This is a genomic window from Aeromicrobium sp. CF3.5 (genome assembly GCF_051262695.1).
Lineage (GTDB): Bacteria > Actinomycetota > Actinomycetes > Propionibacteriales > Nocardioidaceae > Aeromicrobium.
Window position 1 is genome coordinate 373,399 of sequence record NZ_JBIMEZ010000001.1, and the last position, 18,738, is coordinate 392,136.

19 protein-coding genes are annotated in these 18,738 nt (G+C 68.9%); 7 read left to right on the plus strand and 12 right to left on the minus strand.

What is annotated here, in order from left to right; all coding sequences use genetic code 11:
- Position 1: 1 nt before the first annotated feature.
- From ACHAA3_RS01905 to rsmI, 7 genes are all read right to left on the minus strand, one after another.
- Entirely contained in the window at positions 2-529 is a 528-nt protein-coding gene (locus ACHAA3_RS01905; RefSeq protein WP_435707237.1) for a DUF421 domain-containing protein, read from the minus strand.
- Positions 530-555: 26 nt separating this feature from the next.
- The gene (locus tag ACHAA3_RS01910) at positions 556-1,476 is read right to left on the minus strand and encodes a 4-(cytidine 5'-diphospho)-2-C-methyl-D-erythritol kinase (protein ID WP_435707238.1); all 921 of its coding nucleotides are present in this window, start codon (positions 1,474-1,476) and stop codon (positions 556-558) included.
- A gap of 9 nt (positions 1,477-1,485) precedes the next feature.
- Complete coding sequence (rsmA, locus tag ACHAA3_RS01915; RefSeq protein ID WP_435707239.1) at positions 1,486-2,367, minus strand: 16S rRNA (adenine(1518)-N(6)/adenine(1519)-N(6))-dimethyltransferase RsmA; 882 nt, start codon at positions 2,365-2,367, stop codon at positions 1,486-1,488.
- On the minus strand, positions 2,331-3,455 hold the full coding sequence (locus ACHAA3_RS01920) for a ubiquitin-like domain-containing protein (RefSeq protein WP_435707240.1): 1,125 nt from the start codon (positions 3,453-3,455) through the stop codon (positions 2,331-2,333). Before ACHAA3_RS01920 ends, rsmA begins: the two co-directional genes overlap by 37 nt.
- A gap of 62 nt (positions 3,456-3,517) precedes the next feature.
- Positions 3,518-4,387, minus strand: coding sequence for a TatD family hydrolase (locus ACHAA3_RS01925; protein ID WP_435707241.1), 870 nt, complete (start codon positions 4,385-4,387; stop codon positions 3,518-3,520).
- Complete coding sequence (gene metG / locus ACHAA3_RS01930) at positions 4,384-5,979, minus strand: methionine--tRNA ligase (protein ID WP_435707242.1); 1,596 nt, start codon at positions 5,977-5,979, stop codon at positions 4,384-4,386. The genes ACHAA3_RS01925 and metG overlap by 4 nt, the downstream gene beginning before the upstream one ends.
- A gap of 18 nt (positions 5,980-5,997) precedes the next feature.
- Positions 5,998-6,825 (minus strand): 16S rRNA (cytidine(1402)-2'-O)-methyltransferase, encoded by an 828-nt coding sequence (gene rsmI, locus ACHAA3_RS01935; RefSeq protein WP_435707243.1) that lies wholly within the window; start codon positions 6,823-6,825, stop codon positions 5,998-6,000.
- Between the two features lie 81 nt (positions 6,826-6,906).
- Between rsmI and ACHAA3_RS01940 the strand changes: the two genes are divergently transcribed.
- Genes ACHAA3_RS01940 through ACHAA3_RS01970 form a run of 7 tightly spaced genes read left to right on the plus strand, consistent with a single transcriptional unit; the run spans position 6,907 to position 13,668 of the window.
- Complete coding sequence (locus tag ACHAA3_RS01940) at positions 6,907-7,740, plus strand: UbiA family prenyltransferase (protein WP_435707244.1); 834 nt, start codon at positions 6,907-6,909, stop codon at positions 7,738-7,740.
- On the plus strand, positions 7,737-8,921 hold the full coding sequence (locus ACHAA3_RS01945) for an NAD(P)/FAD-dependent oxidoreductase (protein ID WP_435707245.1): 1,185 nt from the start codon (positions 7,737-7,739) through the stop codon (positions 8,919-8,921). The genes ACHAA3_RS01940 and ACHAA3_RS01945 overlap by 4 nt, the downstream gene beginning before the upstream one ends.
- 5 nt (positions 8,922-8,926) lie before the next feature.
- The gene (locus ACHAA3_RS01950; protein ID WP_435707246.1) at positions 8,927-9,997 is read left to right on the plus strand and encodes a type III polyketide synthase; all 1,071 of its coding nucleotides are present in this window, start codon (positions 8,927-8,929) and stop codon (positions 9,995-9,997) included.
- Positions 9,994-10,530: an isoprenylcysteine carboxyl methyltransferase family protein gene (locus tag ACHAA3_RS01955; RefSeq protein WP_435707247.1), complete on the plus strand. Its 537-nt coding sequence runs from the start codon at positions 9,994-9,996 to the stop codon at positions 10,528-10,530. The genes ACHAA3_RS01950 and ACHAA3_RS01955 overlap by 4 nt, the downstream gene beginning before the upstream one ends.
- Positions 10,530-11,552 carry an NAD(P)/FAD-dependent oxidoreductase gene (locus tag ACHAA3_RS01960; protein ID WP_435707248.1) on the plus strand — a complete coding sequence of 341 codons (1,023 nt, stop codon included), beginning with the start codon at positions 10,530-10,532 and terminating at the stop codon, positions 11,550-11,552. The genes ACHAA3_RS01955 and ACHAA3_RS01960 overlap by 1 nt, the downstream gene beginning before the upstream one ends.
- Positions 11,549-12,151 carry an isopentenyl-diphosphate Delta-isomerase gene (gene idi, locus ACHAA3_RS01965; RefSeq protein ID WP_435707249.1) on the plus strand — a complete coding sequence of 201 codons (603 nt, stop codon included), beginning with the start codon at positions 11,549-11,551 and terminating at the stop codon, positions 12,149-12,151. Before ACHAA3_RS01960 ends, idi begins: the two co-directional genes overlap by 4 nt.
- 23 nt (positions 12,152-12,174) lie before the next feature.
- Positions 12,175-13,668: a dolichyl-phosphate-mannose--protein mannosyltransferase gene (locus ACHAA3_RS01970; protein ID WP_435707250.1), complete on the plus strand. Its 1,494-nt coding sequence runs from the start codon at positions 12,175-12,177 to the stop codon at positions 13,666-13,668.
- A 27-nt stretch (positions 13,669-13,695) separates the two neighbouring features.
- On the opposite strand, the gene ACHAA3_RS01975 is transcribed toward ACHAA3_RS01970, so the two are convergent.
- From ACHAA3_RS01975 to cpaB, 5 genes are read right to left on the minus strand one after another with little or no spacing between them, the layout of a single operon-like run.
- Positions 13,696-14,592, minus strand: a complete 897-nt coding sequence (locus ACHAA3_RS01975) for a type II secretion system F family protein (RefSeq protein WP_435707251.1) — start codon at positions 14,590-14,592, stop codon at positions 13,696-13,698.
- Entirely contained in the window at positions 14,589-15,491 is a 903-nt protein-coding gene (locus ACHAA3_RS01980; RefSeq protein WP_435707252.1) for a type II secretion system F family protein, read from the minus strand. Before ACHAA3_RS01980 ends, ACHAA3_RS01975 begins: the two co-directional genes overlap by 4 nt.
- Before the next feature lie 23 nt (positions 15,492-15,514).
- Positions 15,515-16,897, minus strand: a complete 1,383-nt coding sequence (locus ACHAA3_RS01985) for a CpaF family protein (RefSeq protein WP_435707253.1) — start codon at positions 16,895-16,897, stop codon at positions 15,515-15,517.
- Positions 16,884-18,047 (minus strand): AAA family ATPase, encoded by a 1,164-nt coding sequence (locus ACHAA3_RS01990; protein ID WP_435707254.1) that lies wholly within the window; start codon positions 18,045-18,047, stop codon positions 16,884-16,886. The genes ACHAA3_RS01985 and ACHAA3_RS01990 overlap by 14 nt, the downstream gene beginning before the upstream one ends.
- The gene (gene cpaB / locus ACHAA3_RS01995) at positions 18,044-18,736 is read right to left on the minus strand and encodes a Flp pilus assembly protein CpaB (RefSeq protein ID WP_435707255.1); all 693 of its coding nucleotides are present in this window, start codon (positions 18,734-18,736) and stop codon (positions 18,044-18,046) included. Before cpaB ends, ACHAA3_RS01990 begins: the two co-directional genes overlap by 4 nt.
- Positions 18,737-18,738 lie beyond the last annotated feature (2 nt).

Consider the following 18,738-nt stretch of genomic DNA (forward strand, 5'->3'; position numbering starts at 1 on the left):
TTCAGCGATCCGACGCCACGAACGGCAGGACACTGGAGCCGTCCCCCATCGAGGACCGTGCGATGACGCCGAGCGAACCGTCCTGGTCCAGGATCACCGCCTGCAGGTCGGCCAGTGAGCCGTGACCTGACTCGCGGGCCGCCGTGTGGACGTCGGACTCGGTCATCCGGTGCTTGCGCAGGACGCCGTGCTGCATCTGACCGTCGTAGAACAGCAGGACCGGCGGAGCGTCGAGAAGACGGCGCACGAGACTCCAGCGAGCCCGCGCGGCGGCCAGCACCCACTGGATGACGACGAGCAGCACGAGGGCCGCAAGCGCCTGGGCCAGGCTGACCTTGACAGCCGTGAGCACCCGTCCGAACGCCGATCCCAACGTCACCGCGATGACGAAGTCCAGCGGAGTCATGCTGGCCATCGTGCGCGGCCCAGCACCTCGCAGCAGCATCACGAGAACGAGGTAACCGACCACCCCCACGAGCAGGGTGTGCACGATGGGCGACCATCCGGTCCAGAAGTACGTGGAATCCATCTCGCCACTGTTTCATGCAGCCGTCGTCAGCCGATGATGTGTGCACCCGGCATCGGGCCCCGTGACTGGATGACGTCGGCGCAGGCTGCGGCGGCTCCGAGCGCGATCGAGATGTCGAGTCCGTGCTGGTCGTCCTCGGCCAGGAAGATCGTGGTGGGGCCCGACCCTGAGACGATCGCTGCGAGGGCGCCTGCCTCGAGACCGATCTCGAGGGTGTCGGCCAGCTCGGGTCTCAGCGACAACGCCGCCTCGGTCAGGTCGTTGGACAGGCACGGGCCCAGCTCGTGAGGATCACCGCCGCGCAGGGCCGTCATCAGGGCGTCGGGGACCTGGGGCTCCGGAACCTGACGCCCCTGGTTGAGCAGATCGAACTGTGCGTACACGGCGGCCGTCGACAGTCCTTGCGCCGCCGTGGCGAAGACCCAGTGGTAGCCGCCGCGCGCCAGCACGGGGCTGACGGACTCCCCTCGTCCCGTCCCCATTGCGGTCCCTCCGTGCAGCAGGAACGGGACGTCACTGCCGAGGCTGGCCGCGATCGGGGCGAGCTCGCCTCGGCTCATCCCGGTGCCCCACAGCTCGTTGCAGGCGACCAGCGCCGCTGCGGCATCGGCCGAGCCGCCCGCCATCCCGCCCGCAACGGGAATGACCTTGCGGATCGCGAGCTCCACGCCGTCCACCGTGCCGGTGGCGTCCTGCAGGGCGCGCGCCGCACGGGCGGCGAGGTTGTCGAGGTCCTGGGGAATCGGTGCGGCCTCGACGCGGGCGTCCATGTCAGCGTGCACCGTGATCGTGATGTCACCGTCGTCACGAAGGGTGGCGCGAACCTCGTCGTGCAGGTCGACGGCCTGGTAGACCGTCGCCAGCGAGTGGAATCCGTCGGCCCGAGACGGACCGACCCCCAGACACAGATTGATCTTGGCCGGGACCCCCACCGTCACAGAACTCATCGCCTCAACCTAGGTGATGTGCCCCGCGAGGCGCACGAAGTCCTCCAGCGGGAGCTGCTCGCCACGAGCCTGGGGCGAGATTCCTGCTGCCACCAGGGCCGCTTCGGCGGCGGCCGGAGATCCCACGTACGAGGCGAGCGCCGACCGCAACGTCTTGCGTCGCTGCGCGAAGGCGGCATCGACGACGGCGAAGGTACGGCGCCGCAGGGCGTCGTCGCCGGGAGGATCGCGCCGCTCCCACGCCACGAGCGCGGAGTCGACGTTGGGCGCCGGCCAGAAGACCGAGCGACCGATCTGTCCGGCGAGACGCAGCTGGCCGTACCAGGCGGCCTTGACGCTGGGCACACCGTAGGTGCGCGATCCGGGCCCAGCGGCCAGGCGGTGCGCCACCTCGGACTGCACCATCACGAGCCCGCTGGTGATGGTCGTGAAGTGCTCGAGGAAGTGCAGCAGCACCGGCACCGAGATGTTGTACGGCAGGTTCGCGACCAGCGCCGTGGGCGCCGGACCGGGAAGCGTCTCGACCCGGAGCGCGTCGGCGACGACCAGATCGACGTCGCCGGCCCGGTCACCCGCGTAGGTGGCGAGGGTCTGTGGGAGCTGCCCCGCCAGCACCTCGTCGACCTCGACCACCGTGACGTGTGCGGCGACCTCGAGCAGTCCGAGGGTCAGCGAGCCGAGCCCGGGGCCGATCTCCACCACGACGTCATCGACGCCCACACCGGACGTGCGCACGATGCGCCGCACGGTGTTGGCGTCGATGACGAAGTTCTGCCCCCGTTGCTTGGTGGGACGGATCCCGCAGGTGGCAGCCAGCGCTCGGACCTCAGCGGGCCCGAGCAGCCGGATCTGGCTCAGAGCAGTCCGAGCTTCGCTGCGCAGGCGGGCCACTGACCCCACCCGGACTGGGCCTGCAGGGTCTTGGCGCGCTGCGTCTGCTCGGCCGGGCTGGCATCAGCCGGGCTTCCTGAACCGCCGACAGCCGCCCAGGTCTGCGGGCTGAACTGGTACAGCCCGAAGTACAGACCGGCGTTGTTCGCCCTCGGGTTGCCACCGGACTCGCACTGAGCCAACTTGCCCCAGACACCGTCGAGGCTGACCGCCTGGGCCGGCTCGGGGGCCGGAGGCGCCTTGGTGCCGTGCTTCTCGACCTGCGTCACGGGCTTGGAGACCACGTCGGTGCCAAGCACCTTGCGATCACGCACCTCGCCGTTGGCCAGGACCAGCTCGACCTCGCGCTTGGTCTCACCGGCGACACCCTTGGTGACGACGTCGACCTCGCCCTCGAGGGCTTCGGCGTCCTCCTGGACGTCGGTGTCGAAGTCGACCGTGACCGTCTCGGTCTTGGTGACGGTCTCGATGCGGGTGACCGCGATGGTCTGGTCGGGCTCCAGGTACGAGGAGATACCCGGCTTGACCTCGTCGTCCTCACCGAGCTTGATGTCGGCAGCCTCAAGCGCACCTGCGACGGTCGGTTCGGCCGTCTTGACCTTCTTCTTCTTGCCGTCAGCCTTGATGACCAGGTCCTTGTTGGTGCTGACCACCAAGGAGTTGGATTCACGCGACAACGCCGCGGAGTCGTCCTCGGACACGAACGAGCCGGCCGGCAGATCGATGCCGATCTCGTCGACCGCGTCAGCGACGGTGTTCTCGTACACCGTGTGCTTGGACATCTTGCCGTCGAGCGAGAGAGTGACCGGCTTGGCGTAGTCGAGCTCGATCTCGTCGCCATCGCTGAGGTCGTGATCGGCCGCCAGGCTCAGGCGATCATCGGGGCGAACCTCGATGTCACGTGACTCGAGGACGTCGCCCACCGAGCCGCCGAGCGTGCGGATGTCCTCGGTCTTGCCATCGACCGAGAGGGTCACGGAATTGCTCATGGCGCCGTACGCGGTGGTACCACCGGCGACGACCAGAGCGATCGCCACGTAGAGGGCAATCAGTGGAAGGGATTTGTGCTTGGGTCGGGACAGACTCACATACATCCTGGGGGGGATCGACGACACGCCAGCGTTCAACAGTAGCCGCAGACCCCGATGCGTCAAGTCCGATGCTCCCAGGGGCCGCCGAAGGCCCGATCGGTGTTGGCGGCGATCGCCCGGCAGAGCTCGTCGACCTCCACGCTCAGAACCCCCGCCATGAGGCGGACCGTGAGCGGGATCAGGAACGAGGCGTTGGGCCGCCCCCGGTGGGGTGTGGGTGTGAGGAACGGCGCATCGGTCTCAACCAGGATGCGGTCCATCGGAGTTACCGCCAGGGCCTCGCGCAGGTTCTCGGCGTTCTTGAACGTGACCGTGCCGGCGAAGGACAAGAACGCGCCGCGCTCCACGCACGCGCGGGCGAAGTCGGCGTCCCCGGAGAAGCAGTGCATGACGGTGCGATCGGGCACACCCTCCTCGTCGAGCAGGCGCAGCACGTCGTCGTGGGCGTCACGGTCGTGGATGACGAGCGTCCGATCGTGCCGATGCGCCATGGCGATGTGCGCCCGGAAGGACGCGTGCTGGGCTCCGTGGCCCTCCGCGCCGGTGCGGAAGTAGTCCAGCCCGGTCTCTCCCACAGCGCGAACGTGGGGGTCGGCGGCGAGCTGGTCGATCTCGGCGAGGGCGTCGTCGAGCTGTCCGGCGACCGCGAGGTCGGGTGCCTCGTTGGGGTGCAGTGCCACGGCGGCCACCACGGACGGCTGGGCGGTCGCGGTCTCGACGGCCCAGCGCGATCCCGCGAGATCGCATCCCACCTGGACCACGCGCGTGACACCGACCGCGGCCGCACGGTCGAGCGCCTCGTCGACGCCGATCAGCGACGCGGACTCCCCCTTGGCCGCCCGGATCGGGTGGTCGAGGTGGCAGTGGTTGTCCACGACCGGCGAGGGCAGGGGCTCTGGCGCTTCGGGCCATCCCTCGGTGAGGTTCACGCCTCGGCGCTGCTCTCTTCGACCTTGCTCTCCTCGATTCGGGGGAACAACGAGGCCGACTTGGTGATCGGAGTACCGGCCGGCAGCTGTCCCCAGCGGCCCGCGTCAGCGATGCGCTGGTCCGCGAGCGGCCCGATGGCCTCGGTGGCACCCAGGGAGTCCCACAGCACAGCCATCGCCTTGGGCATCACGGGCGCCAGGACGACTGCCAACGCACGGAGACCTTCGGCTGCCGTCGCCAAGATGGTGGCGGTGCGGTCGAGATCCTCCTTCGCAACCTTCCACGGCGCCTGCTCGGCCAGGTAGCCGTTCAGGGCGTCGACGAGTCGCCAGATCGAGTTCAGGGCGTCCTGGGGGGCGAGCGCCTCGATCGCGGCGTCCGCATCGGCGACCGCAGTGGCGGCCAGGTCGATGACGGCCTGCTCGGCCGACGTGACCGTCCCGGCAGCCGGCAGCGATCCCTCGAAGTACTTGCCGATCATGGCCGAGACGCGGGAGGCCAGGTTGCCCAGCCCGTTGGCCAGGTCGGCGTGGTACCGGGCGTGGATGTCCTCGTAGGAGATCGATCCGTCACTGCCGAAGGTCAGGGCGCGGGCGAAGTAGTAGCGGTAGGCATCGGACCCGAACACCGCGACCAGCTCGTCGGGGTGGATGCCGTTGGCCTTGGACTTGGACATCTTCTGTCCGCCGACCAGCAGCCAGCCGTGGGCGAAGACCCGGTGCGGGACGGGGCGGCCGGCGGCCATCAGCATGGCCGGCCAGATGACCGCGTGGAACCGTGCGATGTCCTTGCCCACCAGGTGCACGGCGGGCCACAGCTCCTCGAAGCGCTCCTCGTCGGTGCCGTAGCCGATCGCGGTGACGTAGTTCAGCAACGCCTCGATCCACACGTACATGACGTGCTCGTCGTCCCACGGCACCTCGATGCCCCAGTCGAACGTGGAGCGCGAGATCGACAGGTCGCGCAGGCCGCGGCGCACGAACGAGATGATCTCGTTGCGCGACGACGCGGGGGCGATGAAGTCGGGCTGCTGCTCGTACAGGTCGAGCAGCCGCTGCTGGTAGTCCGAGAGCCGGAAGAAGTAGTTCTCCTCGGTGACCTGCTCGACCCGGCTGCCGTCGAGGGTCGAGACCATCGAACCGGCGTCGTCGCCCTCGCCCGGCGTGACGTCGTCGTCGCCGACGAACTCCTCCGAGCCCACCGAGTACCAGCCGGCGAACTCGCCCTTGTAGACGGCGTCGCGCGCGTAGAGGTCCTCCCAGAACGCCTTCGAGCCGTCGATGTGACGCTGCTCGGTGGTGCGGATGAAGTCGTCGTTGGCGACGTCGATGGTCTCCAGCATCGGCTTCCACTCCGTCTCGACCAGCCGGTCGACCCACGCCTGGGGCTCGACGCCGCTCGCCTCGGCCTTGCGCAGCACCTTCTGACCGTGCTCGTCGGTGCCGGTGAGGTACCAGACGCGCTCGCCGCGCTGGCGGTGCCAACGGGTCAGGATGTCGCCCATCAGCGTGGTGTACGCGTGCCCGATGTGCGGAGCATCGTTGACGTAGTAGATCGGGGTGGTCAGGTAGAACGACTTGTCAGCAGGCACGCTGACCATCCTAGTGATCTAGTGAGCGGCATCGAAGACGGTTCTGCGGCGCACCCCGGTGGACGCCGCGACCGCGGCCACGGCGTCCTTGCGGCTGATGCCGGTGGCCTGCTGCTCGTCGACCAGCGCGCGCAGCTCGTCGGCGGCCCACTCGCGCTGCTCGGGCGAGGCGCCAGCGATGACCAGGGTGACCTCGCCGCGCACACCGTGCTCCTGCGCCGGCACCCAGGCGACCAGCTCGTCGAGGCTGCCGCGCACGACCTCCTCGTGGGTCTTGGTCAGCTCACGGCACAGTGCTGCCCTGCGATCGCCACCGAGCGCCTGCGCCATTGCGGCCAGCGTGGCCTCGGTGCGGTGGGGCGACTCGAAGAACACCATGGTGCGCTGCTCGGTGGCCAGGGCGCCGAAGACGCGGGCGCGCTCACCGGCTTTTCTCGGGGCGAAGCCCTCGAAGCTGAACCGGTCGACCGGCAGGCCCGACACGGCCAGGGCGGTCAGGACGGCGGACGGTCCGGGCACGGCGGTGACGTCGATGTCGGCCTCGACGGCCGCGGCGACCAGCCGGTAGCCGGGATCGGAGACGCTCGGCATGCCGGCGTCGGTGACCAGCAGGACCGTCGAGCCGGCCTGCAGATCCGCGATGAGGTCGGGGGTACGGCGTTGTTCGTTGCCCTCGAAGTACGACGTGATCCGGCCGGTGATCTCGACGCCGAGGTCGCTCGCCAGCCGGCCCAGCCGCCGGGTGTCCTCGGCGGCCACCACGTCTGCGGATCCCAGCAGCTCACGCAACCGAGGACTCGCGTCGTCGGCCCGTCCGATCGGAGTCGCCGCCAGGATCAACACCATCCCATCGTCGCAGGTCTACCGGCGACAAAGCATCATCTCAACGAGACTGGCCTGAGGAGTACCAACGAAGGGGTGGATGCCGTGGCCACGACCTCGACTCCTCGCGGTGCGTTGCATCTCGTCAGGATCTTGCTGACCGCGAGCCACCCCGGCCCCACGATCGCGGTGACCACCATCGCGGCCCTGCTCTGCATCGCCGTCGACCTCGACGCGCGGCGTGCGGTGCTGCTGATCGCCTCGGTGCTCGCCGGCCAGCTGAGCATCGGGTGGGGGAACGACCTGCTCGACCTGCACCGCGACCGACGGGCCGGCCGAACCGACAAGCCACTGGCGACCGGCGACCTGGGGCAACGCATGGTCCAGATCGCTGCCGTGATCGCCCTGGGGCTTGCCGCGCTCCTCCCGTTGCCCCTGGGAATCGGCCCACCGGCTGCCGCACTCTGGCTGATCGTCGTGGGCGGTCAGACCTACAACCTGGGGTTGAAGCGAACGGGGTTGTCCTGGCTTCCGTATGCCGTCGCCTTTGCCTCGTTGGCCGCCGCACCCGGCCTCGCCGCCGACGTCGACGTCGCCTGGTGGGTACCCCTGGTCGGGGCCTTGCTCGGAGTCGGCGCTCATCTGGTCAACGTCCTGCCTGACCTCGACGACGACGCCCGAACAGGGGTGTCGGGGTTCCCGCACCGAGTGGCTGACCGGCACGGCGCCCGCGCCGTGTCGGTGATGGCTGTCGTGCTGTTCGTCATCGCGTCCGCGATCCTGCTCGTCGCCCTCCCGTTCGGGCCGCTGGTCGTGGTCGCCGGGCTCGTCGTGATCACACTCGCCGCGTTGGCGCTGCGCACCGGTGGACGGCGGCCGTTCCAGGCCGCCATGGCGATCGCCCTGGTCGACGTCGTGGCGTTGGTGCTCGCGATATGAGTGAGCCGTCGGCTCGTCTCGAGCACTGGGATCTCCTCGAGCATTGGGATCTCATCGTGGTCGGCGCAGGTCCGGCAGGGGCCAGCGCGGCACTGGGCGCCCTGCGGGCCGATCCCTCCCTGCGAGTGCTCATGGTCGATCGTGAGGACTTTCCGCGCGACAAGTCCTGCGGTGACGGCATCGCTCCCCACGTCTTCGACGCGCTGGCAGGGGTCGGCGTCCTCGACGTCGCCGACGGTTGGGAACCGCTGCACCGGCTCGACCTGCATCACGGCGAACGCCGGGTCGAAGGGCGACTGGCGCGCCCCGTCTGGGTCATCCCTCGGGACGTGTTCGATGCCCGCCTCGTCGAGCACGCCGTGGCCGCCGGTGCGACGCTGCGCCGACACCGGGTGCGCTCCATCGAGGTCGACTCCGGCGGCGTGACCGTGGACGACGTGCTGCGGACCCGGATGCTGATCGGCGCCGATGGCGCCTACTCCGTCATCCGCGGGCTGGTCGGGCGCCTCGCCGTGGCGAGACGCGCAGTGGCGATCCGCGGCTACTCCCCCACCCCGCCGGAGCGCGCGGGCCTGCAGACGATCGTCTACGGCGACCGTCGCCGGCCCTCGTACGCATGGTCGTTCGACCGCGGCGACGGCCTGGCCAACGTGGGATATGGCGAATTCATCGTCGACCCTGCCGACCGCCCCACCCGCGCCTCGATGCTGGAGGACCTGGAGCGGCTGATCCCTGGCAGCGCCGAGGGCGGCACGTCCTGGAAGGCTCATCACCTGCCACTGTCCGGCTGGCGACCTGAGACGTCCACGGACCCGGTGCTGCTGGTCGGCGACGCCGCCCACCTGGTGAACCCGATGACCGGCGAGGGCATCTACTACGCGGTCGCGACCGGACTGGCCGCGGGCCGTGCGGTCGCCGCCGGCCCGGGCGCCGCCACCCGCTACGACAGCGCCGTCAGCCGTCTGCTCCGCACCCACCTGCACCACACCTGGACAGCAGCCCGACTGAGCCGATCACCCACCGTGCTCGACGCCGCGATCCATGCCGCCCGGCGCAGCCAGAAGTCCTTCGACGCCCTGGTCGAGCTCGGTCTCGGCGACGGCCGGATCACCCCTCGACTCGCCGCCGGGCTGGCCCATGGCCTGCTCGCCCATCGCCCCACGCTCACCTCGAGAAGGTAGGAAAAATGCAGATCCTCTCCATACGCGGCGCCCTCCCCTCTTTCTGCTATCCGCAGGAGGAGATCACCGACGCATTCGCCGCGATGGTGTCCGCCGAGGACGGTGCGAACGAGCAGCTGCTGCGCCGTCTCCACGCCAACTCCGGCGTCCAGTCCCGCCATCTGGTGCTGCCCCTGGACACGTACGCCAAGCTCGGCGACTTCGGCGCCACCAACGACCTCTTCATCGAGGAGGCGGTCCGGCTCGGGTCCGAGGCGCTGCAGACGGCCCTCGACGCCGCCGATCTGGAGCCGGCCGACGTCGACCTGATCATGTCCACGACCGTGACGGGTCTCGCTGTTCCCTCTCTCGACGCGCGGATCGCCGCCCGGATCGGTCTGCGCGACGACGTCAAGCGGTTGCCCATCGTCGGTCTGGGGTGTGTCGCAGGGGCTGCGGGCATCGCCCGCCTCAACGACTACCTCCTCGGCCGACCCGAGGACGTGGCGGTGCTGGTCGCAGTCGAGCTGTGCTCGCTGACGATGCAGAGCGACGACGTCTCGATCGCCAACCTCGTCGCCAGCGGACTGTTCGCCGATGGCGCCGCGGCGGTCGTCTCACGGGGAGACCGAGCCACCCGTGGCCGGAGCGCCGGGGGCCCTCGGGTGCTCGACTCCAGGAGCCGGCTGTACCCGGACACGGAGAAGGCCATGGGCTGGGACGTCACCAGCTCCGGACTGCGGATCGTGCTGGACGCCGAGGTGCCGAAGCTGGTGGATCGACACCTGCAGGGCGACGTCGACACCTTCCTGGCCAGCCATGCACTGACCCGCGCCGACATCGGCTGGTGGGTCTGCCACCCAGGTGGCCCGAAGGTCATCCAAGCCATCCAGGAGGCCCTCGAGGTGCCCGACGAGGCGGTCGAGATGACCTGGAGCTCGTTGGCCAGGATCGGCAACCTGTCATCGGCGTCCGTGCTGCACATCTTCGCCGACACCCTGGATGAGCGTCCGCCGGAGCCGGGTTCCCTGGGTGTGTTGATGGCGATGGGACCCGGGTTCTGCCTGGAGCTGGTGCTGCTCGAGGCGGCCTCGTGACCAGTCTGACGGCCTTCACCGTCGTCGTCGCACTCGTCGCCCTCGAGCGGCTGGCCGAGCTCGTCGTCTCCCGGCGCAATGCCGCGTGGTCGATGCGCCAGGGCGGCCGTGAGACCGGTCAGGGCCACTATCGCTTCATGGTCGTCCTGCACTCAGGCCTGTTGATCGCCATGCTGGTGGAGGCCTACGTCCTCCGTCGCTCGGACGTGGCGGCGGAGCTGGCGTGGTCGATGCTGGCGCTGGTGATTGCTGCCCAGGTCCTGCGCTGGTGGTGCATCACCGCATTGGGTCGGCGCTGGAACACCCGCGTCATCGTGGTGCCGGGGCTGGCGCCGGTCACCACGGGGCCCTACCGGCTGTTCTCCCACCCCAACTACGTGGCCGTCGTGATCGAGGGAGTCGCACTGCCACTAATCCATGGTGCCTGGATCACGGCACTCGTCTTCACGATCGTCAACGCCGGTCTGCTGACGGTGCGGATCCGGGTCGAGAACGAGGCGCTGGCCGGACTTCCCGCGGCTGGAGCCGCGTGATGCGTGACCTGATCATCGCCGGGGGCGGGCCGGTGGGCCTGGCAGCTGGGTTGTACGCAGCCCGGGCCGGACTCGATGTCGAGATCCGCGAGCCTCGCGATGGCACCATCGACAAGGCGTGTGGAGAGGGCCTGATGCCCGGTGCGTTGAGCCTGCTCACCGATCTCGGGGTCGACCCGCCCGGCCACCTGCTGCGCGGGATTCGGTACGTCGACGACACCCATGAGGCAGGTGCGCTCTTTCGACATGGCCCCGGTCGCGGAGTGCGCCGCACGGCCCTGCACGGGAGCCTGCGCCACGCCGTCGACATGGCAGGCATACCCGTCACACCCCGTCCGGTTCGAGCGGTGACCCAGGACACCCGCCGGGTTCTCGTCGACGGTGATCCAGCGGCGTACGTGCTCGCGGCCGACGGCCTGCACTCGCCCGTCCGTCGACTGCTCGGTCTCGACGTCTCGACACGCGGCGAGCGCAGATTCGGCCAGCGAGCCCACATCGCCACCGCTCCCTGGTCGGACTGCGTGGAGGTGCACTGGTCGTCGGGGGCGGAGGCCTACGTGACTCCGGTCGCCGACGACCTGATCGGCATCGCCGTGCTCAGCAGCCGCACGGGATCGCTGACCGAACATCTCGCTGGGCTGCCCTCGCTGAGGGCGCGGCTGGCCGACCACACGCTGGTGGGGACACGGGGCGCCGGCCCCTTGCGCCAGCGATCACGACGCCGGGTTGCGGGTCGAGTGCTGCTGGCCGGCGACGCCGCGGGCTACGTGGACGCACTGACCGGCGAGGGAGTCGCCTCCGGGCTGGCGCAGGCGCGGGCGGCTGTGGCCGCGATCGCGACAGGGCACCCCGACTCCTACGAGAGGGGTTGGCGCCGGCTCACCTGGCGTCACGACCTGCTGACCCAGGCGCTGCTCAGCAGCACCCGGCACCCGGCTCCTCGGAGACATCTGGTGCGTGCCGCCGCCGCCCTCCCCTGGGCCTTCGACGCCGCCGTCAACCAGCTCGCCCGGCCAGCATGAGCACCACCGGCGTCAGCAGCGCGTCCGAGCAGGTCGTGCTCCTCGATGAGGACGGCCATGCCATCGGTACTGCGGACAAGGCCGGCGTGCACGGCCCCGACACCCCGCTGCACCTCGCGTTCTCCTGCTACGTGTTCGACAGCCAGCACCGCCTGCTGCTCACCCAGCGCGCCTGGCACAAGGTGACCTGGCCGGGCGAGTGGACCAACTCCGTCTGCGGCCACCCGGCTCCCGGCGAGCCCTTCATCGCTGCCGTCGGCCGCCGTGCCCGCCAGGAGCTCGGGATCACCCTGACCGATGTGCGCCTGATCGCTCCGAGCTTCCGGTATCGGTGCACGATGGCCGACGGCACCGTGGAGAACGAGATGTGCCCGGTCTTCGTGGCCTTCACCACCGACGAGGTCCGGCCCGATCCGGCCGAGGTGGCCGCCCACGCGTGGGTGCCGTGGGCGACGTTCCGCGACGATGTCCTCTCCGGTCACACCACCGTCAGCCCGTGGTGCGTCTCACAGGTCGCGGAGCTGCCCGAACGTCCCTACGAGGCCCCTGCCGCCGACCCGGTACTGCTGCCCCCGGCCGCGAGACCTGCCCACCGGTGAGGAACGCCCTCTACGCTGGGCGCGTGCGCGTGGGTCAGCAGACATGGGGGTGGATCGGACCCATCGGGATCGCACTGCTGGCGTTCGTGCTCCGCATCTGGGACGTGGCGCGGCCGAACCGGTTGATGTTCGACGAGACGTACTACGCCAAGGACGCCTGGTCGATGCTGCAGGTGGGCTATGCCCAGGACTTCGTCGAGGACGCGAACGACAAGATCGTCGCCGGTGACCTGAGCGGCCTGATGACCGGTGATCCGTCCTGGGTCGTGCATCCCCCGGCCGGTCACCTGCTGATCGCCGCCGGTGAGTCGATGTTCGGCCTCGACCCGTTCGGCTGGCGCATCGCCGCGGTCGTGATCGGGTCGCTGACCGTGCTGGTGCTGGCCCGGCTGGTGCGACGACTCACCGGATCGACCGTCATCGGCATGCTCGCCGGCCTGCTGCTGGCCTTCGACGGGATGCACTTCGTGCTGTCCCGGGTCGCTCTGCTCGACGTGTTCCTCGCCTTCTGGATCCTCGTCGGCGTCGCCTGCCTCGTTGCCGATCACGACCACGCGATGGCTGCCGAGAAGCTGCGGGGCTGGTGGCGGCCGTGGCAGCTCGCTGCCGGCGTCAGCTTCGGCCTGGCGGTGGCGACCAAGTGGAGCGGCCTGTACAGCCTCGCTGCCTTCGGCCTGCTGGTCGTGGTGTGGGAGGTCTGGGCCCGCCGCGCGGGGTGGTGGTCACTGCTGCGAACCGGCATTCCGGCCTTCGGGTGGATCGTCGTGGTCGCCCTGGGCGTCTACCTGCTCACGTGGACCGGCTGGCTGGTCAACCACGAGATCTACGAGGCGCGGTTCGGATACGGCTACGGCGACTACTCGGCCCCGTGGGGCACCTACCTGGACCGGACGCCCACCGGGTTCCTCGGTGAGACTCGCGACGCGTTTCGCTCTCTGTGGCACTACCACCAGATGACGTACGAGTTCCACACCGGCGGACTCGACACCGCCAGCCATCCCTACCAGTCGAATCCGCTCGGGTGGCTGGTGCTGGAGCGGCCGGTCGGCGTCGACGCCCAGAACGACTTGGCGGCCGCCACCTGCGGCGCGGCCGCCGACTCCAGCTGCATCCGAGTCGTGACGATCCTGGGCAACCCCGCGGTGTGGTGGACCGGTGTGGCCGTGACCCTGGCTGCCGCCTTCGCGTGGATCCGCACTCGCGACGGCCGGTGGGCGGTCCCGGTGGTGGGTGTGCTGTCGGGTTGGTTGCCGTGGTTCGCCAACGCGGACCGGCCGATCTTCAGCTTCTACGCCGTCACGGTGCTGCCGTTCATGATCGTGGCCATCGCGATGGTCGTGTCAGCGTTGTACCAACGCTCTGCCACCGCACGTGGCCGCTATGTCGTCGGCGCGCTGTCCGGCGGGCTCGTCGTCACCACGATCGGGTTGTTCTGGTGGTTCCACCCCATCCTGACCGACCAGCTGATCTCCTACGACTCGTGGTTCAGCCGCATGTGGTTCTCGCGCTGGATCTAGCCACCCAAGCGCCGCTCCACAACGACCTCAGAGCACCGCGCCGAGATTCATGACGGCGGGCGTGAGCAAGATGATGAACAGCACCGGCAGGAAGCAGGACATCATCGGGAACAACAACTTCAGCGGAACGGTCTGCGCCTTCGCAGCGGCCCGCTGGCGACGCTTGTCGCGCATCTCATCGGCCTGCAGTCGGACCACTTGGGCGATCGGCACGCCGAACTCCTCGGCCTGCACCAAGCTGCGCATCAACTGCGTCAGGTCGTCGACATCATTGCGCTCCGCCAGCGCGAGATAGGCCTCACGGCGCGGCATCCCGATCGCCAGGTCCTGGACGGTCCGCACGATCTGCGGACCCAGGGGCCCACGATTCGTCGCGCCCACCCGGGCGAACGCCGCCTCGAAGCTCATGCCGGCATCGAGCGCGATCGTGATCTGGTCCAGAACATCTGGAAGCGTGGCCACCATGGCGGCCTGCTGCTCGGTCGCACGTGAGGCGCAGTAGATGTTCGGGTACTGGTACGCCGCGAACACGCCGATGAGCAGGCCGATCCAGATCAGCGGGTTGTCAGTTCCCTTGACGTAGGCCCAGCCTGTGAAGGCGACGAGGAAGGGCGCCACCGTCTTGATGATGAGCAGGGTTCGCAGGGAGTCCAGCGGCTTTCCGGCGATCGAAAGGTTTCGTTCCATCGCCTTCAAAGCCTTGGCGCTGGCCGCGTGGCGCCACACGCCCAGCGAACCACGCTCAGCGTTGAAGCCGCCAGCCTCAGTCGTTGCTCGAGCACCGCCCACGCCGTCGCGCGCGAGCAGCCTGTTGCGCACGTCGGCCCGGCCGGCCGGGAACAGGTCGAAGGCGTACGCGCACGCACACGCGGCGATCGCGAGCAGGAGCAGTCCCCCGACCAGATACAGCACGGGGCTGATCACAGCTTCACCGCAGTGATGGCACGCATCCACAGCACACCAGCGAGATAAAGGACACCAGACACGGCGAGCGCGATGTGACCTGTGGTGGTGCCGAAGAGCTGCCCCAGCCCAGCGGGATTGATCAGGCCCTGGCCGCCACCGACCAAGATCGGGAGCGCCATCAGCACCTTGGCGCCACCGCGCCCCTCGGCCGAGAGGGTGTGAACCTCCCGCAGCAGGGCATTGCGTTCACGAATCGTGTTACCGACCCGCTCCAACACCTCATTCAGGTTGCCGCCGGTCTCTCTTTGCATCGCCACGGCATCAGCCACCCAGTGGAAGTCTTCGTTCGCCATGCGGTCAGCCGTGGTGTGCATGGAGTCGACAAGATCGCGTCCGATGCGATTCTCGTTGATCAGACGCCCGACCTCGCCAGCCGTCGGTGACAGTGATTCGCGCGCCGTGGTGTCGAGGGCACGAGCCAGGCTGTGCCCGGCGCGCAGCGCAGAGGCCAGCAGGTGCAGAGTGGAATCGAGCTGCGCGGCGAAGGCCGACCGTCGCTTGGCCGTTCGATTCGACAGGACGACCTTGGCCCCCAGGAAGACGAGCGCTGCGGCAGCCAGGCCGAACAACCAGCTGCCCGACACCACGGTGACGAGCAGGACGGTCGCCAGCGCGCCCGCCCCGACGGTCACCAGGAAGGTGCCGACGGTCGTGGAGATTCCCGCCAGCTCCAGCGACACAGCGCTGACCGGGGACCACGAACCCTTGTGAAGGGCGCTGTCCACCGCCCCCGCCAATCGATCGGCAAACGTGCTCAGTCCGGTCTCGGAGCCGGTCCGACCGCGCCTCGACGGCGCCACGCGCACGAGACTCGGCTGCAGCACGAGGTACAGCGCCACGCCGAACGCGCTCAGCATGCAGAGGACGCCAAGGCCGAGCATCATCGGTGACCAGCCACCCGCGCCATGAACTTCTGTTGGTCGAAAGCCAGCCCCATCTCCTCGAACTTGTCGATGAATCGCGGCCGCACGCCGGTGAACGTCGGCAGCCCCTTCATGCGTCCCGTGGCGTCCAGCCCGGCTGCGTGGTCGAACAAGAAGATGTCCTGGAGCACGACATTCTCGCCCTCCATGCCGAGCACCTCGGTCACGTAGCTGATGCGACGCGTGCCGTCCCGCAGGCGAGACAGCTGGACCACCAGGTCCACGGCCGACGAGATCTGCTCACGCACAGCTCGCAGCGGCAGGTCCATGCCCGCCATCAGCACCAGGGTCTCGAGCCGCGAGACTGTGTCGCGCGGCGTGTTGGCGTGCAGGGTCGACAGGGAGCCGTCGTGGCCCGTGTTCATCGCCTGCAGCATGTCCAGGGCCTCGCCGCCTCGGACCTCACCGACCACGAGGCGGTCGGGTCGCATGCGCAGCGAGTTGCGCACCAAGTCACGGATGGTGACCTCGCCCTTCCCCTCGATGTTGGGCGGCCGGCTCTCGAGCGTGACGACATGGTCCTGCATGAGCTTGAGCTCAACGGCGTCCTCGATCGTCACGATGCGCTCGGACGACGGGATGAACGACGAGAGCACGTTGAGCAATGTCGTCTTGCCGGTGCCGGTACCGCCGGAGACCAGGATGTTCAGACGTGCCTCGACACAGGCGTTCAGGAACTCGGCAAGCGGTTCGGTCATGGTGCTCATGCGGATCAGGTCGCTGACCACCAGGGGGGTGTCGGAGAACTTGCGGATCGTCAACGATGATCCATGCACGGCCAGAGGTGGTACGACCGCGTTGACACGCGAACCATCCTGCAGACGCGCGTCGACCATCGGCGAGGATTCGTCGATGCGACGCCCGACCTTCGACACGATGCGCTCGATGACTCGGCGCAGCTGCTGTTCGGAGACGAATCCCGTGCCGGAGTCCATCAATCGGCCGCTGCGCTCCACGTAGATGCGTTCGTGTCCGTTGACCATGATCTCGCTGACCGTGGGGTCATCGAGCAGACGCTGCAGCGGACCGAGGCCCAGCGCATCGTCCTCGATGTCGCGAATCAGGTTGTGCCGCTCTTCATGGGTCAGCAGCACCTGCTGTGCTGCGATGATGTCCGTCAGCTCGCGCCGGACCACCGTGCGCAGCTGGTCGTCGGTGATCGAGGAATCAGTGAGGCGAGAACCGACGCTCTCCAGCAGCGTCGCGATGGCCGCCGTCTTCAGCTGCGTCATCGCCGCCGACTGCTTCGGCTCCGGCTCCGGCGCCTCGACCGGGTGGCCGGCCTGGCGGGCTGGTGGAATCGGCTGGCGTTGTGCATCAAGCCGCTCAGACAGACTCATGAGGTTCGCTCCCCTCAGCTGCGAGGACGGTCACGAAGCCGCGCAACGACTTCGCGGCTGCGCCACCGTGCTTCTTGCTTGTCAGCAGCGGTACGCCTTGGTTGCATGCAAGCAACAATTCGGGCGACCTGGGTATCACCGCACCCACAGGTAGGCCGACGACCGCGGAGACGTCCCCAGGCTTCATGCCCGAACGCCGGTCCGCCATGTTGACGACCAGCCGATGACGCTCTGGCAGCAGGCCGACCGTGCCGAGGATCTCGACCTCCTTGCGCATGTTGCGCACGCTGGAAACGTCCAGGTTGGACACGAAGACCGCGTCGGTCGCGACCTCCAGGGCCGCGAGCGTGGGCTCGTCGAGCCCCGAACCGGTGTCGACGACGACGTAGCGAAACGCTCCCTTCAGGACCTGGAGCAGCTCCTTGACGTGGGACGCGTCAACGACGTCGGCTGCAGCAGGCGAGTTGGGGGCCGCGACGAGCCACAGCCCGCTCCCATGTGCGGCGAGGTACGTCTTGAGCATCAGGGTGTCGAGGCCGCCACCGCTGGCGAACACGTCGGCGATCGAATGATCGGGCTGGAGGTCGAGCATCGTCGCGACGTCGCCGAACTGCAGGTCCAGATCCACGACCACCACCTGCGAGGGCGCGATCCGGGCGAGCTCGACGGCCATGTTGACCGCGACGGTCGTCTTGCCGACTCCACCCTTGGGCGAAGCGACGACAACGACACGGCCATTGCTGTGCGGCACCCCCACGTGCTTGGGCGCGGTGAGTCGAGACGAATGGGTGCGGGCCCACAGCAGGACGCGTTCGAGTTCATCGTCGGGGGCGTCGAGGTCGAGCACCTCACGCACTCCGGCGCGCATCGCGGCGGCCATCAGCTTCGGCGTCGGTTCGGCGACAGCGATCACCGCGGTCCCGGTGCCCAGAGCGTCGGCCGACGATGCGATCCACAGCATCGTCTCCTGGTCGAGCTCTGGGCCAAGCAGAAGGGCGCTCGGCGGCGCTGCCGGATCGATGATCTGGCCGATGTCGAAGCCGGGCCGGAAGATCTCGTCGAGCGGTACCTTCTGGAGCTTGTCGCCGCTGATCCGCCCGAGCCGGTACTCCAGCCCGCCGTCTCCACCGACCAGCAAGACGCCCCTCATGACGGTGTCCTCCTCGACGCGACGTCGGTCTCGTCGTTCTGCCCGGTCAGCCAGATGGTGCCGAACTCGGCGACATTGGCAATCTGCTCGGCCTGGGCGGTGTTCACGGCGAGGGTGATCTTGGTGCCCGCACCCACCGCGGCTTCACCCTGGCCGCCAGCAACCCCGTCCTCCAGGCCGATGACCCGCACCTTCGACAACACCAGCTTGGTCGAGTTCGCGTCCGAACCACCCGCGTTCTCCCCGGCGTAGCTCGCCAGCACTCCGACGAGGTCACCTGCCTTCAGGCCACTCGGCACCCGCGGCGCCTCCAGCAGCAGGTCGAGCCGCTGCATCCCCTCGGGCAGGTCCGTCTTGTCCACGGCTTTCTTCGCCTCGCCGAAGCGCGCCCCGAGCAGTGTCTCCCCCGGGACGAGCACCGCATTGGTCACTTCCTGCCCGAGCGCGGCGAGATCAGTGACGACTCCATCCGGCACGAGCGCCTTCGGGACTCGTTTGGTCTCCAGGCTCCCGGCCAGTCGATCGGCGGGCGAACCGGCCGGGACCTGCTGTGTCACGACGAGCACGGGCACGAGTTCGGCGTTTCCGAAGGCACGCGCGTCAGCGGCTCGCGCGTACATGACGGTCGCCACCACGCCGCCGAGGGCCAGCACGCCGGCCAGCAGCAGGGCGAGCAACTTCTTGTTCATGA